Here is an 18,249-nt window from a genome sequence, read left to right on the forward strand (position 1 = left end):
AAGGAAGTCGTGCTCATGTTGGATAAAATCAAACAGTTCGCATCGGAGTTTTTCGTTACCGGCGATCCGCTCATTTTAGGCGCTCAAGTAAGTATCGGACTCTCGATGGTGGCCATGATTTTTGTGCTGACCTATTTCAGAAAATGGGGCTGGCTTTGGAAAGAATGGTTAACAAGCGTTGATCATAAACGAATTGGGATTATGTATATCATCTGTTCGATTATGATGTTGTTCCGCGGCGGTGTCGATGCGCTCCTTATGCGTCTGCAGCTCGCAATGCCGAATAGTGAGTTTTTACAAGCAGATCATTATAATCAAATTTTCACTACCCATGGTGTAATCATGATTTTGTTCATGGCGATGCCATTGATGTTCGGTTTGTTTAACATTGTTGTCCCGCTTCAAATCGGAGCCAGAGACGTGGCCTATCCGTTCTTGAACTCACTTAGCTTCTGGATGTTTTTCTGGGGCGCAATGCTGTTCAATGTATCGTTCGTTATCGGTGGTTCACCGGACGCAGGGTGGCTCAGCTATCCACCGCTTTCGGAGTTGTCGCATAGTCCCGGCGTAGGGCAGAACTTCTATATCTGGGGAATTCAGATTTCCGGTATTGGTAGTTTGGCAACCGGGATCAACTTTATCGTAACGATTCTGAAAATGCGTGCACCAGGCATGAAGCTAATGAAGATGCCTATGTTTACTTGGTCCGTATTTTCAAGCTGTATCATGATTATCTTTGCTTTCCCAATCTTGACGGTAACTTTGGCTTTGCTGTTCCTGGATCGCTTTCTTGGCGCACATTTCTTCACCTTGGATGGCGGCGGAAATCCGATGATGTACATCAACTTAATTTGGATGTGGGGGCACCCCGAGGTTTACATTGTCGTCGTACCCGCTTTCGGGATTTTCTCGGAAATCGTGTCGACGTTCTCCAAAAAGAAATTATTCGGCTACAAATCCATGGTTTTCGCCATGTTGATTATCAGTTTATTGTCCTTCTTCACATGGGCTCATCACTTCTTCACGATGGGTTCAGGTGCGAATGTGAACGCCTTTTTCGCCATCAGCACCATGTTGATCGCGATCCCGACGGGGGCCAAAGTGTTTAACTGGCTCTTCACGATGTACCGCGGTAAAATTCGCTTTACAACACCGATGATGTGGACGGTCGCTTTCATTCCATGTTTTGTTATTGGTGGTATGACAGGGGTTCTGCTCTCTGTAGCTCCTGCGGATTTCCAATTTCACAACAGTTACTTCTTGATTGCGCATTTCCATCAGGTTTTAATCGGCGGGGTAGCGTTCGGTTACTTCGCAGGCCTTTACTACTGGTGGCCAAAAATGTTCGGCTTCAAGCTTAATGAGCATTTAGGCAAATGGGCTTTCTGGCTGTGGAACATTGGTTTCTATGTATGTTTCATGCCGCAATATTTCTTGGGCTTGGATGGTATGACTCGCCGTACGTATACGTACGATTTCGATATGGGCTGGGGACCGCTTAATCTCGTGTCCACAGTTGGCGGCTTCTTGATGGGGGTCGGGTTCATCTTCCAAGTATGGCAAATCGCCCACTCGATTAAATTCAGAGAAGCGGATGTGAACGGTGATCCGTGGGAAGGTCGTACGCTCGAATGGTCCATTCCATCACCAGCTCCGATCTATAACTTTGCGGTGCTTCCGCAAGTTAGCGAAGCAGATGCTTGGTGGGAAGAGAAAGAGAAGCGAGCTGCCTCAGGCAAATCCGCTGCACCAATTGTCTATGAACCTATTCATATGCCTAAGAACTCAGCGATTCCATTCATTATTTCGACGTTCTGGTTCTTTGCCGGATTCGGTTTCGTATGGGGCTGGATGTGGCTGACGATTCCGGCTTTAATCGGAGTAGGGATCTGCATGATTGCACGTTCGTTCTCGTATGATACGGATTACTATATACCGGCTGATGAAGTGAAACGGACAGAAGCCGCATTGAAAGGAGCGAAACTCTAATGGCACATGCAGCCGCACACAGTGGGGAGCACGCCCATGACCACGATCATGAACATGATCATGAATCGCTCAAAACGTTTGGTTTTTGGATCTTTCTAATAACGGATGTTATCTTGTTTGGTTCGTTATTTGCGACCTATATAGTACTTCACCAAAATACAAATGGCGGACCCACACCGGAAGAACTGTTCAAAATGCCGGGGATCATCGCCGAGACCTTCATCTTGCTCACCAGCAGCTTCACAAGCGGTCTGGCTGTCCTGGGAATGAACAAAGGTAATTTGAAACAGCTAATTGGCTGGCTCGCTGTTACAGTGGTTCTAGGGGCTTCATTCGTTGGGCTTGAGCTAAGTGAATTTATTACGATGGTTAATCATGAAGGAGCAACCATCAGCACGAGCGCTTTCTTATCGGCTTTCTTTACCTTAGTGGGTACGCACGGATTGCACGTATCGGTCGGTCTGATCTGGATGATTGGTTTGATTTTCCAATTGAGACGCAGAGGAATTACGGCTGTGACCAAACGGAAAGTAGCTGTCATTTCGTTATACTGGCATTTTCTTGATGTCGTGTGGATCTTCGTATTTACGATTGTATATCTGATGGGGGTGATGTAAATGAGTGGGCAGCATACAAGCTCGCATCAGAATCATGATGCTCATGGATCATTGAAGTCTTACATCATAGGCTTCGCCTTATCGATTATCTTAACGATTATTCCTTTGGTCGTTGTCATGAACCACATGCTCAATAAAACGGGTACACTGTTGGTGATTCTCGTTATGGCCGTCCTGCAGTTCGGTGTTCAACTTCTGTTCTTCATGCATGTGAGGGAAGGCGAGAATGCACGCTGGAATATAATGGCGCTGATCTTTGGGCTCATTATTCTAGTTACGATCGTAGGAGGCTCCATCTGGATTATGACCTATAACCAAGTGGCGCACTAAGTTTACTGTTGTACAACGACAAGACGCTCTCACCTAAGGATCTTAGGCGGGAGCGTCTTTGTGTACATATAAGGAGTGAACGCCGAGTTACTCCAGCTGCCTCGCGCGGACGTAAGGGAACTACGGTGCGTTATTCTAGCCAAAAGTGTCATTATCGGGAGGTTGAGGGAACTACGATCCGCTATGTCACCATTTTCCGGTTGGAATCAGCAGTTTCCGCTTAAATAGCGGATCTCAATTCCCTTTCATGCTACGTTTACCCCAATTCCCGCCTTATAGCGGATCATAGTTCCGTTCACAGAAGCTCTCTGACATTGCAAAGCCAAAGGGAACTAAGATTCGCTATTATATTCTTGAAAACCGTTATGAAGACACTCAAACGCCATGTCAGTTCATTAGATTGCCAAAGTTTTTCAATGTTAAATCTGCCTTTTTTACGTAAGCGTAAGATGTAAAGGCTAGTTTGGTCTTCTGTTTTGTTCTTTAGCTTCCTGTTTTTCTTGCTGAACCGCTTTTTCACCGAATTGATCTAAGCGAGAAGGGCTGCTGGCAGGTCCAGTGTTTTTGGGTTTGCTATTTCGTCCACTCATCTTTCATCACCTCCGTCGTTCAGTTTTTGCTGATCGGGGGTCATTCATACAGGGAAGCAACAAAACAGTTGTCTTTCTATATCACTCGTGATACATTATGTATCAGAGATACTAAATGTATCAAGCAGCGAGATTGGACAAGCTACTCTATTGAAACGGAGAGGAGCCTAATGATTCGCCACCAACAACGATTTCAGAATCACCTGGATGACAATTTGATTCATCTGCACAAAAATTTTTTCGTAAGCCCCTCTGATCCCCAATACTATGAGAAGGTGATTCGGTATCTGGATGCCAATTCGCCGGAAGCTCATTATAAGATTGGGCAGAAATTTCAGTTAAAAGGGAACCTCAAAAGAGCTGTGTTTCATTACAAGGAAGTTTTGAAAACGTATCCTTCACCGTTTTATTCGGCTGCCAATCGCGCCATCCAGCAGTTGGATCAGCAGCAAGCGCAGCACGCTGCCAATCTTCAGCAAGCTTTCCCAGGTAAGAATAAAGGACTGCTGCCCCCTTTTATGAAAACATTGCTTATCGTTCTGCTCGTGTTTAACTTGCTGTTGGTACTATTATTCGTTGGGGATAAGCCAATCTACAAAACGATTTCCAACATGAAGGTGTGGGGAGTCGGGAGCAGCATCACCTACGAGACTGTGGATACGCCGTTTATTATGTATTTAACGCCTGAAAGCGCTAATGAAGAAATTGAGGATGCACTGCATAAGCAAGCTGTTGCCTTGGCAAAGGATATGCCCAAACGCAGCATTATCATCTACGGAATTGTTTCTCAGGATCAAACGCTGAGAGGAAAGACCATGGTCCTCACCAATGAAGAGATGGCCAAGCGTGCGATCGTCGTTGCTCAGTACCATCCGGAAACGGACACCTCAGTAAGAATACGCTTCCTGAATTCGGCTTATGACAAGCACCAACCGCTTAGTGCGATTGGTGCTAATTTAGTTCGTACAGCTCTAGCAGCCTATATGAGGGACAATGGGAAAGCTCCAGAAAGCCTGAATAAGCTGCTGCAGGATTATCCGAATAACTATCTAAGCTTCATTCCTTTAGAGGCTGAGACGGGCTCTAACGAAGTTTCCGCGGCTAATAATGGGCAGGGGGGATGGGTTTACAACAGTGAGGCAGGCGATGCTGCAGCTATGTTTTATCCCAATACGGTTGGGCCGGAGTCTATCTCCTTTGAACCGGTACATATAGAAATCAATAAGGTTGAGCATCGATTGAGGCTTATGAGCGGGAATTATTTGTTAGAGGATAAAGTGGTTGGCCTCGGCGCTAATGCGGCAACACCACTTGGAGATTTCATTGTGAATGACCGTGTGCAACAACCAAAAGGCAAGAACGCTTCCAGCTATGGCGATGCAGGCCTCGGTCTAGGAGACATTGCGCTTCACGGCACGTACGATGAGAGCTCAATTGGAAGCGATAAATCATTGGGCTGCGTACGTCTCACGAACGAAGATGTTCAAGCGCTGTTTCCTTTTGTGCCTAAAGGCACGGTTGTTCAAATTGAAGCCTCCCAATGGAAGTCGGGTGATGCAAAGCTTATCAAGAACACGGAAACCTTGATTCCTTTGAAAAAACCTGAGCTTGATCAGTCGCCGGAGCATGTTATTTTTCATTGGCTAGGTTAACTAATAATGATTAATGCCCTTAACTTCAAGGGTGAAAAAAGCAGATAAAGTACTCCGGTTGAATGGATACTTTACCTGCTTTTTATTTTATTACATTAAGTTTTCGGGGTTCAACTTCTCTAATTCAGGAATGACGAAGCGCCCATCCTTGCGGATTAACACATCGTCGAAGTAAATTTCGCCGCCGCCGTACTCAGGTCGTTGGATCAGGACCATATCCCAGTGGACGGAGGAACGGTTCGTGTTATCGGCAGTTTCATACGCTTGACCTGGAGTGAAGTGAATGCTGCCATCAATCTTCTCATCGAAGAGGATGTCTTTCATTGGATGCTGAATATGAGGGTTCACGCCGATAGCGAACTCACCGATATAACGAGCGCCATCATCCGTATCCAAAATGTCATTCAACTTCTTCGTATCATTGCTCGTGGCTTCTATAATTCGCCCGTTCTCAAAACGCAGAACGATGTTTTCAAACGAAGTTCCGGAATAAATGGTTGGCGTGTTGTAACTGATGACGCCATTCACGGAATCTTTCACAGGAGCGGAATAGACCTCGCCATCCGGGATGTTTCGCAAGCCTGAGCAAGGAACGGCTCCGATATTTTGGATGGAGAAGCTGATATCGGTTCCTTTGGCGACAAGACGGACACGATCTGTGCGGTTCATCAGATCCACAAGAGACTCCATGGCGACAGCCATTTTGCTGTAATCAAGGTTGCAGACTTTGAAATAAAAGTCTTCGAACTCTTCGGTGCTTTTGCCGGCTAGCTGGGCCATAGATGGGTTCGGATAGCGCATTACACACCATTTGGTGTTGTTGATTCGTTCGTCGAACAGCGGGCGTTGGAAGTGCTTCAGATACAATTTCATTTGATCATCCGGCACATCGGAAGACTCAGTAATATTATCCCCGCTTCGTACAGCGACGTAGGCATCCATTTGCTTCATACGCTGCAGCTCGAAATCAGACCATTGGCTGAACTGCTCTTGTGAGCCCTTCATTTGCAAACTTCTGGTGATGACAGGATCACGCAGTTCGATGAAGGGTTTTCCTCCGACGGCATATACTTCTTCAATAAAGCATTTGGCAAGTTCAGGGTCTTTGACGCCTATCATTTCAATCAATATGTTCTCGCCGGGCTGTAGGCTAACAGAGTAACGAATAATGTTGCGGGCGAAGGTTTGTAGTCGCGGATCTCTCATTATAGTGGTCTCCCTCAATTGAAAATTAATACTTAGAAATTATAGCTTAATAGGCGATCTAAATCCAATGAACGAATCATTTCGTCCGGTTACTGGGGTATGCTACAATAAAGAGCTAGCAGGATATGGAGCAAAGACGAACAACCAGAGGACACGAACAGAGGAGGAAGCCATGGCAAGAGAGCAGATTAAAGTGCCGTTCGGGTACGAACCGCCAGCCCAAACACGCAAAGGTACCGTGTTTGTGTTCGAAACCTTTGAGGATTGGACAGAATCCGATATGAATGCTTTTATCAAGTGGGCCGAAGAGCGCAAATTCGTCAGAGCCATTTTCTATCCACAGCATGAAGAAACCCTTCGCAGGATGGAGATTCCGAGCAAAGAGCCGTACTACGCGCGCGTGAAGCATTTGGAAGCCTTGTTGAGACAGACATCGACGACCCTTCAACTTGATTTGGATACATGGGAAGGGAAGCGCAAAAAGTATACGCCTATCGATACCTCCTTGAACTTCTTGACTGATAAAACGCCGGGACCTCATTTCTTGTGCATCAGTGATCGCTATGCGAATCAATTTATCACGTATCCTTCGTTCAAAGAATGGATTAAAAAAGTCAGACTTTTCATTATCAATCAATTTCATGTCCCGCTTCACGGCAAGTTGAATGACTATGCAGAAAGATGGGAAACTGTGGATTTAGGCAACGATGATGTTTAATCTCATTAATTTATGTACAAAAAGGGGGATATCCCTCAATGAATCTTGAGGCGAATCCCCCTTACGAACTCAATACCCTTTATTTAATCAAAATGGGTCATTTAGAAAATCTAATGAATTCCCGACGCGCTATTTCATTCAAATGATCACCATTCCGCCTATAAACTGCTCGATAACGTCAACTCGGTTCACTAGATCGCCAAACAAGCCATTTTCACGTCAATAAGCATTATCCAGTTCATTAAAAGGAAAGATTGACTATCCAGACGCGGGAGCTTGGTGACGGGGCGCAGTTGCTGCGCTCGAGGTCCGATGGTGAATCAACCAATTTCGTAGCTGGCAGCCTGATCTGTCATGTAGCGCTCGGTCAAAATAGTTAACATGGAAATACCGATTTGGTTTTCTCCGCCTTCTGGGATAATGATATCCGCGTATTTCTTGGAAGGCTCTATGAAGGCATCATGCATCGGTTTTACTGTCGTTAAGTATTGATCGAAAACCGATTGCAGCGAACGACCGCGTTCATTGATATCTCGGGATAGCCGTCTAAGAATACGCACATCGGGATCCGTATCGACGAATACTTTGATGTTCAAAGCGCCGCGAAGCTCTTCATCTGTCAAGACATGAATGCCCTCAAGCAGCACAATCGGTTTAACATCAATGCGAATCGTTTCCTGTGAACGGGCATGCTGTGAGAAATCATAGACTGGAATATCAACGGGATTGCCGTTTTTTAGCTCATTTAAATGCTTGAGCAGCAAAGTATTCTCGAAGGCACGGGGATGATCATAATTAATGCGTTCCCGTTCCTCAAACGTAAGGCCGCTATGATGAAGATAGTAATTATCCTGTGAAATTAATGTCACTTTGGTCGAACCAAGCTTGTTGATGATCGATCTTGCTACTGTTGTTTTTCCTGATCCGGTCCCACCGGCAATTCCGATAACGAGCATGAAATGTAGTGCCTCCCCAAATAACTTGAAAACCTTCCACAGTAGTTTACCATAGACTTGATATAAAAAGAAAAAGTGATCGAATTTCGATCACTTTTAAAATATCCAATGGCTATCTAATTTGTTTTGGGGTGCTGAACTTGTTTTGATTGGCATCGAGATCTTGAGAAGCTTGCGTCAACTGCTCCATCGTTTGCTGGATCTGCTGTCCGAACTGCTCGTTGTTGAAAGTTTGAAGCTGCTCGTGCGCTTGATGTACCTGATGTTTGGCTTGCGTAATCGCAGCTTGCGCAGATTGAATCGCATGAGGGTTCGATTCCGAGATAGCAACTTGCAGTTTATGTTCAGCATCCTGAGCTTGAAGAATGGCATGATCTGCTGCATCAATGGCGTGTTGGACGGGTTGTTGATGCTGATTCGTGTTCGTCATAGGGGAGAGCCTCCTAAGGATAGTAGATGTGTCGTTGAAAAGAGAGATGTGACTTTACTACATTGCTCCAAAAGTGGGGAAATCATTCTTGACTTGGGAAATGAAATTATTTCCTGGGGAAGCGCAAAAACTGCGCGTTCTTATGATATTTCGACATCAAAAGTCAGAAAATTTCGAATACAGAAACAATTAGGTTGAATACCCAATTTATGCAAAATAAAAGTGGACAAACCTCTGGATTATTCATAAGCTAAAGAAGATAGCTTTTTTTGACAACATCAGACAAATTGGGTCAGATACAGGGGATGAAAGTATGAAAATAGTTAAAAGTATGTGTTTAATTGCGGCTGTAGCCCTATTGATTTCGGGATGTGGATCTTCTAAAAGCAATAAGACAACTGAAAGTATGTACAAACCTACGCTCGATGCGAGTATTGAAATAAACGGTGATACGGCTACGCTTAACTTAACAACGGATTTGAAATTGTCCAGAGAGCACTATGATCAAGTGCGCAAAGAAGGGGAGGGGCATGTCCATCTTTCCTTTGACAAGGGAGAAAAAGAGATTCTTACCGAGAAAGTGAAAGTATATGAACATGTAAGCAAAGGCCAACACGAAATTAAAGTATCTTTGCACAATAATGATCACACGCCCTATGACGTTAGTAAAACCGTTACGTTCGAAGTGAAGTAGGGGCTGCTTACATATGAAATCTCAACCAAAGAAAGTCAGCCTGCAAAAACGCATTGTTTTCCTCGTGACCATTGTCACAGTCAGCATGATTTCGACGATGATGATTTTTGACACGAGGAGTTTAAATACCTCAATCCGACAAGCCTATGTGAGTCAAATTAGCGGAATGACGATGGCGATCAATGGACGGTATGAAGAATCGCGGTCGATTAATGATGTTCAGCAAATTTTTGATTATATTCAATATAAAAATGCGCGTGTTCTTGAAATGAAATTGTATAACAAGGATGGCGAAATTCTCGCAGCGTCCAACCGCAAAGAAGTGGGGAAGCATATGCACCCCGCCAATATCATTATCCCCAAACAGGATCAAACAATCGTTGACCGTGTTCCGATGGAAACAAGTGAAATTCCCATTGTTCGCCTTACAGCCCCCCTTCAAGAGGATGGCATGGTCGTTGGTGCGGTAGAGGTTATTTTTGATTCGTCGGAGGAAACGGTGCTGCTCAAAGAACGGACCAAGCTAATCTTTATCGTGGGCCTAACGATTGCGATCGTTCTATCGACGGTATTATGGCTTATTTTACGCGTCATCGTTATTCGGCCTTTGAGTCGTTTGCGGGAAGCCGCGGTAAGGGTCAAGCAGGGAGGCGAATTACCGACGCTGCAATTCAAGGCATCTCCGGAAATAGAAGAAGTATCCGAAGCGTTCAATGAGATGGTGACGGATCTGGATGAGCGATATCACGAGCTCCAGCATGCCCTGCAATCGCTGCAAGTGACGCAAGATCAACTCGTTCAATCCGAGAAAATGGGAGCATTGGGAAATCTGGTAGCTGGTGTTTCACATGAAATTAATACACCGATTGGCATTGGGGTTACCGCGGTATCCTATTTGGATCAAAAGACGAAGGATTTCAAAAGCTTGTATGAAACTGGTAAAATGAAAAAGTCGGATTTGGAGCAGTTTCTTCTTGTCGTTAGTGAGACGAATGCCATGGTGCAGTCCAATTTGGAACGTGCGTCGTCCCTTGTCCGCAGCTTTAAACAAATCTCAGTCGACCAAAGTGTGGAAGTGAAGCGTACTTTCCTTTTGCAGGAGTATTTGGAAGGGATTATTGCCAGTTTAAAGCCGACACTGAAGAAAACCAGGCTGCGCGTGGATGTTTATTGTGATCATGAGCTTAATCTGTACACATATCCAGGTGCCTTGTCGCAATTAATTACTAATCTAGTCATGAATTCTTTAAACCATGCTTATGAGATGGACGAAGAAGGCAGTTTAAGCATTCGCGTTACACATGATCAAGATACGATAACAATCGTTTATTCCGATGACGGCAAAGGGATGAACCAAGAAGTGCTCGATCACATTTTTGACCCATTCTTCACAACAAGCCGTGGCAAGGGCGGCACAGGATTAGGGATGAATATTGTCTACAACCTCGTGACGCAATCGATGAACGGAACGATTCAATGCTCCAGTGTACTGGGACAAGGAAGCTTATTTGTGATTACAATCCCGAAAGAGGAGGAAGCTGAGCTATGACAAGTCAAGATCGGTCCATAGACCAAGATGAGCTTCTTTTTGCTGAGGAAGAAGTTGCTGATTCTACGCAAGATAAACCGGTTGAACAAGAACCTTGGATTGCTTTGATCGTAGATGATGAGAAGCAAATCCATCAAGTGACCAAAATGGTACTCGATGACTTCGAATTTGATGGCAAGAAGCTGGAGTTTCATAGCGCATATTCTGCATTGGAAGCCAAGCAATTATTAAAGCAGCATCCAGATGCCGCCTTAATTTTATTAGATGTGGTGATGGAGTACGAAGATGCAGGACTTCAAATCGTTAAATATATACGCGAAGAGTTGAAAAATTCCTCGATTCGTATTATCCTGCGTACTGGCCAGCCTGGTCAAGCGCCAGAACGGACAGTGATCATGGATTATGATATTAATGATTACAAAGAAAAAACAGAATTGACGACCCAAAAGCTTTTTACCACGGTAGTTACGGCATTGCGCTCCTATCGAGATTTGAAAACGATTGAGAAAAGCAGAGCAGGTCTGGAAGAGATTATTAAATCAGCTTCAACATTGTTTGAATTGCAATCGATGAAGAAATTTGCCTCCGGTGTTTTGACACAGATGACCTCAATTGTGAATCTGCACAAAAATGCCATTCATTGCAGCTTTGCAGTGACCAAAGGGGTCGAGGATATTTATATTCTGGCTGCAAGCGGAGACTATGCCGCCAATCAGGATGACCGTGCTCGTGATGTCGTTCCGTCGGAAATGCTGGATGAGATTGAACAGGCGTTTCAAACCAAGACAAGCCGCTTCGCTTCCGATCGTTTTGTGATTTATTTCCAAAGCAAGATGGGGATGGAGAACGTCATTTACATGAACGGTTTCAAAGCACTTAGCGAGTGGGAACGTTATTTGGTTGATATTTATTGCACGAATGTTTCCGTAGCTTTCGAGAATATTTATTTGAATGAAGAATTGGAAAGCACGCAGCAAGAAATCATTTATACAATGGGGGAAATTACGGAAACAAGATCCAAAGAAACAGGTCATCACGTGAAGCGGGTTGCTGAATATTCACATTTGCTCGCGATTAAATACGGGTTGCCAGCGCAAGAGGCGGAAGTAATTCGCTTAGCTTCTCCTATGCATGATGTCGGCAAAGTAGGGATTCCAGATGCAATCCTCAATAAGCCCGGGGCGTTAACAAAAGAAGAATTCGACATTATGAAAACTCACTCGAATTTGGGGTATGAAATGCTCAAGCATTCAAACAAACAAGTACTGAATGCGGCTGCGATTATCGCTGGGCAGCACCATGAGCGATATGATGGGACGGGCTACCCATTAGGACTGAAAGGCGAAGAGATTCATCTTTATGGCCGTATAACTGCGCTTGCTGATGTTTTTGATGCGCTATGCAGTGATCGTGTGTACAAGAAGGCATGGGAGCTGGATCGTGTATTGGATTTACTGAAAACGGAACGCGGCAAACATTTTGACCCTGATATCGTCGATATTTTCTTAACTAATCTAGATCAATTCTTAGTGATCAAAGAGCAATATAAAGAACAACGTTAATAGCATTCATTCATTTAGCAGCAAAAATGCGGATTATCAGCGATAATTACGGAAACTGTCTACAAAAATGGGTTATAATCTGCTTCTTTGTCTCTTTTTCGGAGATGAAGGAGCATTTCTTTTGATTTACATTTCCTGTATGCTAGAAAGGGGCTTGAGACAGATAGAAAGAAGGTGTCACCTATGGAAGACATTGGACTCGTACTGGAAGGCGGAGGTATGCGAGGGGTATATACCGCAGGAGTCTTGGAATACTTTATGGAGCAGGATTTATATTTCCCCTACGTTGTCGGAGTATCAGCAGGGGCATGTAACGCGGTGTCATATATAGCGAAACAACCTGGACGAAACAAAAAAGTAACCATCGATTATATTGGAGATCATCGGTATTTAAGTTATCGCAACTTGGTGCGCCACAAAAGTATTTTTGGCATGGATTTCATTTTCAATGAACTGCCGAATAAATTGGTTCCCTTTGATTATGATGCTTTCTATAATTCAACACAGCAATTTGCGATTGGAACGACGGATGCGCATACCGGCGAACCGATCTATTATACCAAGCATCAGTTAATGAAAGAGACAATGCCTATTGTACAGGCTTCTAGCTCACTGCCGTTTGTAGCAAAGCCGATTCATTACGAAGGCCGCACGTTATTCGATGGCGGATTGGTCGATCCGATTCCGGTACAGAAGTCAGTTGCGGATGGCAATAAGAAACACATTATCGTGCTGACCAAAGAACAAGGATATCGCAAGAGTCCATTCAAACAACGGTGGCTTGCCAAAAGCTTTTATCCGAAATATGACGGCCTCGTGAATGTGCTTGTGAATCGAAGTGAAATCTACAATGCTACCTTGGAGACCATTTCCAAAATGGAAGCTGATGGCAGTGCAATCATCATCCGTCCTTCTGCCAAAGTGCTTGTAGGCCGGATGGAGAAGAACCCGAAGAAATTGGAAGATCTGCATGATTTGGGCTACTCGGATGCGAAGCGGATGGGTTCCCAATTAAAAAACTGGTTATTGACATAAGCGACAAAGGAGCTGTTCGTATGGGCGTATCTCAACAAAAAATCACAACATTTTTGATGTTCACTGGCCAGGCCGAAGAAGCTATGAATCTGTATACTTCTGTCTTCGATCAATCTGAAATCGTCAGCATAAAGCGATACGGCCAGAATGAAGCGGGAGCGGAGGGCAGTGTGATGCAGGCGAGGTTTTCCATCCATGGACAGGAGTTTATGTGTATAGACAGCAGTGTGAAACATGCATTTACGTTCACGCCATCCATTTCACTTTATGTAAATTGCGAAACGGAAGAGGAGATTGAGCGTGTTTTTGCTCAACTATCGCAGGATGGTCAAGTCTATATGGCGCTCGGGACCTATCCGTTCAGTAAGAAATTCGGTTGGGTTGGGGACAAGTTTGGTGTTTCCTGGCAGTTGAATTTACTAGGGAATGATAAGGAGTAACCTGTTAAGTACAACGGAACTTGCTCTTGGAAAGGAGTATTCGTGATTGTTGTTAACTATCCTGCTTTTCGTAATCGCTGGGATCGCTGAAATTGGCGGAGGATACCTGGTGTGGCTCTGGCTGCGAGAATCCAAGCCACTCTCGTACGGTATTGTAGGAGGAATAATCCTTGTCTTGTACGGTATTATTCCAACTCTGCAGAGCTTTCCAACATTTGGGCGAGTCTATGCAGCTTACGGCGGTGTATTCATCATTCTTGCCGTGCTGTGGGGATGGTTTGTTGATAAAAAAACACCTGATATGTACGATTGGATCGGAGCTGCTGTTTGTGTTGTAGGGGTCTCCATTATGCTTTGGGCCCCTAGAAGTTAATAATTTAGAAGGTAAGCTTGCTTAATTCAATAAGTAGGGGTATATTTCTCTTATGTGAATTGAATAACCACCAACCGGGAGCTTGATTAGTCAGGCTGAGAGTGCGGGATATACCGCTGACCGTTCGATCTGATCTAGGTAATGCTAGCGCAGAGAATGATAGTACAATTAATTAGTGTACTAATGTCAACGTATACGCCGCACGAGACGATTTTGTCTTTTGCGGCTTTTTTGTATCTTGGGTAATGCCAGCGTAGAGAATTCACACAAATGCACGTCCTTTCGGTCAAGCTTCGATAGGGTTTATCATTTTCTACTTATGGCGCTCCCGGATAATGGGAGCTTTTTCTTATGGTTGGATGTAAAGACGAGAGGGGAAACTAGGAATGAACTGGAAGAAAATCGCACCATGGATGCTGGTAAGCCTGTCTATCGCGTTGGCAGCGTGTGGCAATGAAGCCGTTAAACCGACGGAATCGGCCAAACCGGCCAAGGCACTGACGAATATTAAGGTGGTTTTGGACTGGACGCCGAACACGAATCATACGGGACTGTACGTGGCTAAGGATCAAGGCTTTTTCGAACAAGAAGGCTTGAATGTGCAAATCATCGCTCCCGGAGAGGGCGGCGCGGATACGATGATCGCTTCAGGAGCTGCTGAATTCGGGGTTAGTTATCAAGAAAGCATTACACAAGGTCGTATCCAAGGTGTTCCTTTGGTTTCGCTTGCCGCAGTGATCCAGCATAATACATCAGGATTTGCTTCGCCGGTGGCGAAGAACATCAAATCGCCCAAGGATTTTGAGAATAAAACATACGGTGGTTGGGGGGCTCCGGCTGAAAATGCTATGATTGAATCCCTCATGCAATCAGAGAAAGCGGATCCGAGCAAAGTGAAGATTGTTAATATTGGTGAAGCTGATTACTTCACAGCGGTGAAACGTGATATTGATTTTGCCTGGATATACTACGCTTGGACCGGCGTGGATGCTGAGCTGCGTGGAGAGCCGCTAAATATGATTTATTTGAATAAATACTCCGATAAACTGGATTATTACACACCTGTTCTGGCAACGAATGAGAAAATGATCAAAGAAAAACCAGAAGTCGTGAAAGCCTTCATGGCAGCAGCGACCAAGGGCTATCAATTCGCAATCAGCAAGCCAGATGATGCGGCGAACATTCTGATCAAAGCAGTTCCAGACTTGGATAAAAAGCTTGTGCTTGCTAGCCAAAAATGGCTAAGCACACGTTATCAGGATGATGCCCCGCGTTGGGGTGAACAAAAACGGGCAGTCTGGGAAAATTATGCGAACTGGATGCTGGAGCATAAGCTTCTGGAGAAGAACCTGGATGTAGACGCTGCTTTTACGAACAATTTCTTGCCAGCAGCTGCGAAATAAGCTCGAACTGAAATCAGACGATCAATTGGAAGGAGCAATTCCCATGGCTAATGCACTTGTTAGTATTCAAATCATTCCTAAAACGAAAAATAATGAAGATGTGATTCCTTATGTCGATCGAGCGATTGAGGTGATCGCGAAATCTGGTGTGAAATATTTCGTTTCACCGTTGGAAACAACGATGGAAGGGGAATTGGATCAATTGCTGGCAATCATTCAGGATATGAACGCCGCAATGATTGAAATGGGCAGCCCTAACGTTATTTCCCAAGTGAAAATATATTTCAACCCCTCTGGAGCGTCGATGGACAAGTTAACGGAGAAATACAGATAATGAAACAGCAACGCTGGTTCAAAGCAGGATGGCCACCTATTGTCGTGGTCATCCTTCTGCTGCTTATATGGCAGCTAACAGTGACTTGGGGAGGAACAGCGAGTTGGCTGCTGCCGAGTCCGCTCAAGATATGGAGAGACGGTACAACGGATATGCCGCGCGTCTGGATGCATAGCTTCGCCACTCTGCGATTGATGTTAATGGGCTTCGCTGTCGGTGTAACAGGCGGCGCTGTCGTCGCTGGTTGTCTGCACCGGATACCCGCGCTCAAAGCCGGATTCTATCCGCTGTTGATTCTTTCACAGAATGTTCCTACGATTGCGTTGGGCCCTCTTTTAATTATTTTATTTGGATTTGGTCTTTTGCCTAAAATCTTATTAATTTCACTGGTTTGTTTCTTCCCCGTAACGATGTCTACCCTGGATGGCTTCATGCAAACAGATCGGAATATGTATAATTACATGCAGATGATTGGGGCTAGCAGAAGGCAAATTTTCTATAAGCTTGAGGTGCCTCATGCATTGCCGGCTCTGTTTACCGGACTCAAAATATCAGCAACCTACAGTGTAATGGGAGCGGTTATTGCGGAATGGTTGGGTGGCGGTGTTGGACTTGGTTATTATATGATTTTACAGAAATCGGCCTTTCGTGCGGATCGTGAATTTGTAGCGATATTTATCATCGTTATACTAAGCTTGTTGTTCTTCTGGTTCATTGCCGGGCTGGAGAAGCTGATCATTCGCTGGAATGCGAAAAAGTCATCCTAGAGATGAAGGAGTACGAGCATGAATAAGTTAGAACTTCAAGGAATTCAACACACATTCGCGGGCAAAAAACAACGTGTGACTGTGTTATCTGATATTTCACTGCATGTAAAAGAAGGCGAGTTCGTGTCCATTATCGGCCCGTCCGGCAGTGGGAAAAGTACCCTGTTCCATATCATTGGAGGCCTCGTCACGCCTACAGCAGGCGATGTTTGGTTGGATGGAGCGAAGGTGACGGGCATCAAAGGCTTGATCAGCTACATGCCGCAGCAGCCCGCATTGTTCCCCTGGCGGACGATTGAAGCCAATGTAGCACTTGCTCAAGAGGTTGCTGGCGTATCTAGGCAGGATGCGGTGGCAAAAGCCAGAGAGTGGCTGCCCAAGGTTGGACTTGCCGGGTACGAACAGGAGCTGCCACACGTCTTGTCAGGCGGGATGCAGCAGCGTGTGTCGTTTCTCAGAGCGCTGCTTAGTCCGCAGGAAGTCATGTGCTTGGATGAACCCTTCGGCTCATTGGACGCGCTGACGCGCCAAGATATGCAAGCCTGGCTGCTCAATATTTGGGAGAAGAACAAGCGGTCTATCTTATTTGTGACCCATAGTATCGAAGAAGCTCTTTTCTTATCTGATCGGATCTATGTGCTTTCGAATAAGCCTGCCGAAATACTGGAGGAACTGGTGGTTCCTTTCGCCCGGCCGCGTCAGGAGGAAGTCAATCTTGAGCCGGAATTCCACAAGCTTCGTCAACATATACAAAGTCTATTGCGTCAGGAGGTCCAATCATGATTTTCGCTATTGATGCCCATATACATCTTGATATGTATACGGAAGATTCTGCTAAGCAAATCGTATCTGATTTAGCCGAGAGCCAGATTGAAGCTCTCATTGCGGTATCCAGATATTTGGATTCTTGTAAAGCGACGAAGCGATTGAAAACAATCGCAGAAGGCAAAGTTTTCGCTGCTTATGGCTTCCATCCTGAACAGGCGCTGCCTGATGAAGTAGAAGTGGAAGAACTATTCGCTTGGATTCGCGAACACGCAGATGAGATGGTTGCAGTTGGAGAGATCGGCTTGCCTTACTATAATCGGGTTGAAGCACAAGAGAAGGGGCACGCCTTTGATCTTGCTCCCTATGTGGCGCTACTGGAAAGCTTCTTGAAGCTGGCTGCGGAATTGGATAAACCAGTTGTGCTGCACGCGGTTTATGAAGATGCGGAAATCGTCTGTGATCTGCTTGTGAAGCATAGTATTCGCAAAGCTCATTTTCATTGGTTCAAAGGGGCTCCACATGTTGTGCAACGCATGATTCAAGCTGGTTATATGATCTCCATTACACCTGATGTTCTGTATGAAGAAGAAATACAAACGCTTGTTCGTCAGTATCCAATTACACAGCTAATGGTTGAGACTGATGGTCCCTGGCCCTTCGAAGGGCCTTTCCAAGGGCAAGAAACACACCCGCAGATGATTCATCCAGTTATTGAACAGATAGCGCTGCTGCATGGTGTGCCAAGAGAAACAGCAGCCGTAATCATTCATCGGAATACCCAGCAATTCTATGATCTCCCTATTTAATTAATTTGGAACTGGACAAGTGTTCGTATT

The 18,249-nt window shown here is 45.0% G+C and carries 20 protein-coding genes and 1 riboswitch; of the genes, 16 read left to right on the top strand and 4 right to left on the bottom strand.

The window, feature by feature from the left end; genetic code table 11:
- The first annotated feature begins 15 nt into the window (after positions 1 to 15).
- Genes LOZ80_RS09300 through cyoD form a run of 3 tightly spaced genes read left to right on the top strand, consistent with a single transcriptional unit; the run spans position 16 to position 2,936 of the window.
- Entirely contained in the window at positions 16 to 1,989 is a 1,974-nt protein-coding gene (locus tag LOZ80_RS09300; RefSeq protein WP_238171161.1) for a cbb3-type cytochrome c oxidase subunit I, read from the top strand.
- Complete coding sequence (gene cyoC, locus LOZ80_RS09305) at positions 1,989 to 2,606, top strand: cytochrome o ubiquinol oxidase subunit III (RefSeq protein WP_238171162.1); 618 nt, start codon at positions 1,989 to 1,991, stop codon at positions 2,604 to 2,606. The genes LOZ80_RS09300 and cyoC overlap by 1 nt, the downstream gene beginning before the upstream one ends.
- Positions 2,607 to 2,936 carry a cytochrome o ubiquinol oxidase subunit IV gene (cyoD, locus tag LOZ80_RS09310; RefSeq protein ID WP_238171163.1) on the top strand — a complete coding sequence of 110 codons (330 nt, stop codon included), beginning with the start codon at positions 2,607 to 2,609 and terminating at the stop codon, positions 2,934 to 2,936. It begins immediately after the preceding gene.
- Between the two features lie 458 nt (positions 2,937 to 3,394).
- Here the strand turns inward: cyoD and LOZ80_RS39155 are convergent, their stop codons facing one another.
- A complete protein-coding gene (locus LOZ80_RS39155) occupies positions 3,395 to 3,526 on the bottom strand; it encodes a hypothetical protein (RefSeq protein ID WP_283214748.1) in 132 nt (43 codons plus the stop codon).
- Between the two features lie 170 nt (positions 3,527 to 3,696).
- Between LOZ80_RS39155 and LOZ80_RS09315 the strand changes: the two genes are divergently transcribed.
- Positions 3,697 to 5,178 carry a L,D-transpeptidase gene (locus LOZ80_RS09315; RefSeq protein ID WP_238171164.1) on the top strand — a complete coding sequence of 494 codons (1,482 nt, stop codon included), beginning with the start codon at positions 3,697 to 3,699 and terminating at the stop codon, positions 5,176 to 5,178.
- Positions 5,179 to 5,268: 90 nt separating this feature from the next.
- On the opposite strand, the gene LOZ80_RS09320 is transcribed toward LOZ80_RS09315, so the two are convergent.
- Complete coding sequence (locus tag LOZ80_RS09320; RefSeq protein WP_238171165.1) at positions 5,269 to 6,384, bottom strand: aminopeptidase; 1,116 nt, start codon at positions 6,382 to 6,384, stop codon at positions 5,269 to 5,271.
- 172 nt (positions 6,385 to 6,556) lie between these two features.
- On the opposite strand from LOZ80_RS09320, the gene LOZ80_RS09325 reads away from it, so the two are divergent.
- Positions 6,557 to 7,102, top strand: a complete 546-nt coding sequence (locus tag LOZ80_RS09325; protein ID WP_238171166.1) for a hypothetical protein — start codon at positions 6,557 to 6,559, stop codon at positions 7,100 to 7,102.
- Positions 7,103 to 7,422: 320 nt separating this feature from the next.
- Here LOZ80_RS09325 and udk read toward each other — a convergent pair whose 3' ends face one another.
- Both udk and LOZ80_RS09335 read right to left on the bottom strand, forming a co-directional pair.
- Positions 7,423 to 8,058: a uridine kinase gene (gene udk / locus LOZ80_RS09330; protein WP_189019198.1), complete on the bottom strand. Its 636-nt coding sequence runs from the start codon at positions 8,056 to 8,058 to the stop codon at positions 7,423 to 7,425.
- Between the two features lie 112 nt (positions 8,059 to 8,170).
- A complete protein-coding gene (locus LOZ80_RS09335) occupies positions 8,171 to 8,488 on the bottom strand; it encodes a hypothetical protein (RefSeq protein WP_238171167.1) in 318 nt (105 codons plus the stop codon).
- A 313-nt stretch (positions 8,489 to 8,801) separates the two neighbouring features.
- Here LOZ80_RS09335 and LOZ80_RS09340 point away from each other — a divergent pair, with 313 nt between their 5' ends.
- From LOZ80_RS09340 to LOZ80_RS09390, 11 genes are all read left to right on the top strand, one after another.
- A complete protein-coding gene (locus LOZ80_RS09340; RefSeq protein ID WP_238171168.1) occupies positions 8,802 to 9,182 on the top strand; it encodes a hypothetical protein in 381 nt (126 codons plus the stop codon).
- Between the two features lie 13 nt (positions 9,183 to 9,195).
- Positions 9,196 to 10,731, top strand: a complete 1,536-nt coding sequence (locus tag LOZ80_RS09345) for a sensor histidine kinase (RefSeq protein WP_238171169.1) — start codon at positions 9,196 to 9,198, stop codon at positions 10,729 to 10,731.
- A complete protein-coding gene (locus LOZ80_RS09350; protein ID WP_238171170.1) occupies positions 10,728 to 12,293 on the top strand; it encodes a DUF3369 domain-containing protein in 1,566 nt (521 codons plus the stop codon). Before LOZ80_RS09345 ends, LOZ80_RS09350 begins: the two co-directional genes overlap by 4 nt.
- Before the next feature lie 183 nt (positions 12,294 to 12,476).
- Positions 12,477 to 13,328, top strand: a complete 852-nt coding sequence (locus tag LOZ80_RS09355) for a patatin-like phospholipase family protein (protein WP_238171171.1) — start codon at positions 12,477 to 12,479, stop codon at positions 13,326 to 13,328.
- A 20-nt stretch (positions 13,329 to 13,348) separates the two neighbouring features.
- Positions 13,349 to 13,768 carry a VOC family protein gene (locus LOZ80_RS09360; RefSeq protein ID WP_238171172.1) on the top strand — a complete coding sequence of 140 codons (420 nt, stop codon included), beginning with the start codon at positions 13,349 to 13,351 and terminating at the stop codon, positions 13,766 to 13,768.
- A 46-nt stretch (positions 13,769 to 13,814) separates the two neighbouring features.
- The gene (locus LOZ80_RS09365; protein WP_238171173.1) at positions 13,815 to 14,141 is read left to right on the top strand and encodes a YnfA family protein; all 327 of its coding nucleotides are present in this window, start codon (positions 13,815 to 13,817) and stop codon (positions 14,139 to 14,141) included.
- A gap of 64 nt (positions 14,142 to 14,205) precedes the next feature.
- A riboswitch (TPP riboswitch) is annotated at positions 14,206 to 14,314 on the top strand.
- A 213-nt stretch (positions 14,315 to 14,527) separates the two neighbouring features.
- A complete protein-coding gene (locus tag LOZ80_RS09370; protein WP_238171174.1) occupies positions 14,528 to 15,544 on the top strand; it encodes an ABC transporter substrate-binding protein in 1,017 nt (338 codons plus the stop codon).
- A 43-nt stretch (positions 15,545 to 15,587) separates the two neighbouring features.
- The gene (locus LOZ80_RS09375) at positions 15,588 to 15,878 is read left to right on the top strand and encodes a thiamine-binding protein (RefSeq protein ID WP_029194191.1); all 291 of its coding nucleotides are present in this window, start codon (positions 15,588 to 15,590) and stop codon (positions 15,876 to 15,878) included.
- Entirely contained in the window at positions 15,878 to 16,645 is a 768-nt protein-coding gene (locus LOZ80_RS09380) for an ABC transporter permease (RefSeq protein ID WP_238171175.1), read from the top strand. Before LOZ80_RS09375 ends, LOZ80_RS09380 begins: the two co-directional genes overlap by 1 nt.
- 18 nt (positions 16,646 to 16,663) lie before the next feature.
- The gene (locus LOZ80_RS09385) at positions 16,664 to 17,428 is read left to right on the top strand and encodes an ABC transporter ATP-binding protein (protein WP_238171176.1); all 765 of its coding nucleotides are present in this window, start codon (positions 16,664 to 16,666) and stop codon (positions 17,426 to 17,428) included.
- Positions 17,425 to 18,219 carry a TatD family hydrolase gene (locus LOZ80_RS09390; protein WP_238171177.1) on the top strand — a complete coding sequence of 265 codons (795 nt, stop codon included), beginning with the start codon at positions 17,425 to 17,427 and terminating at the stop codon, positions 18,217 to 18,219. Before LOZ80_RS09385 ends, LOZ80_RS09390 begins: the two co-directional genes overlap by 4 nt.
- Positions 18,220 to 18,249: the final 30 nt, after the last annotated feature.

It is taken from the genome of Paenibacillus sp. HWE-109 (genome assembly GCF_022163125.1).
Lineage (GTDB): Bacteria > Bacillota > Bacilli > Paenibacillales > NBRC-103111 > Paenibacillus_E.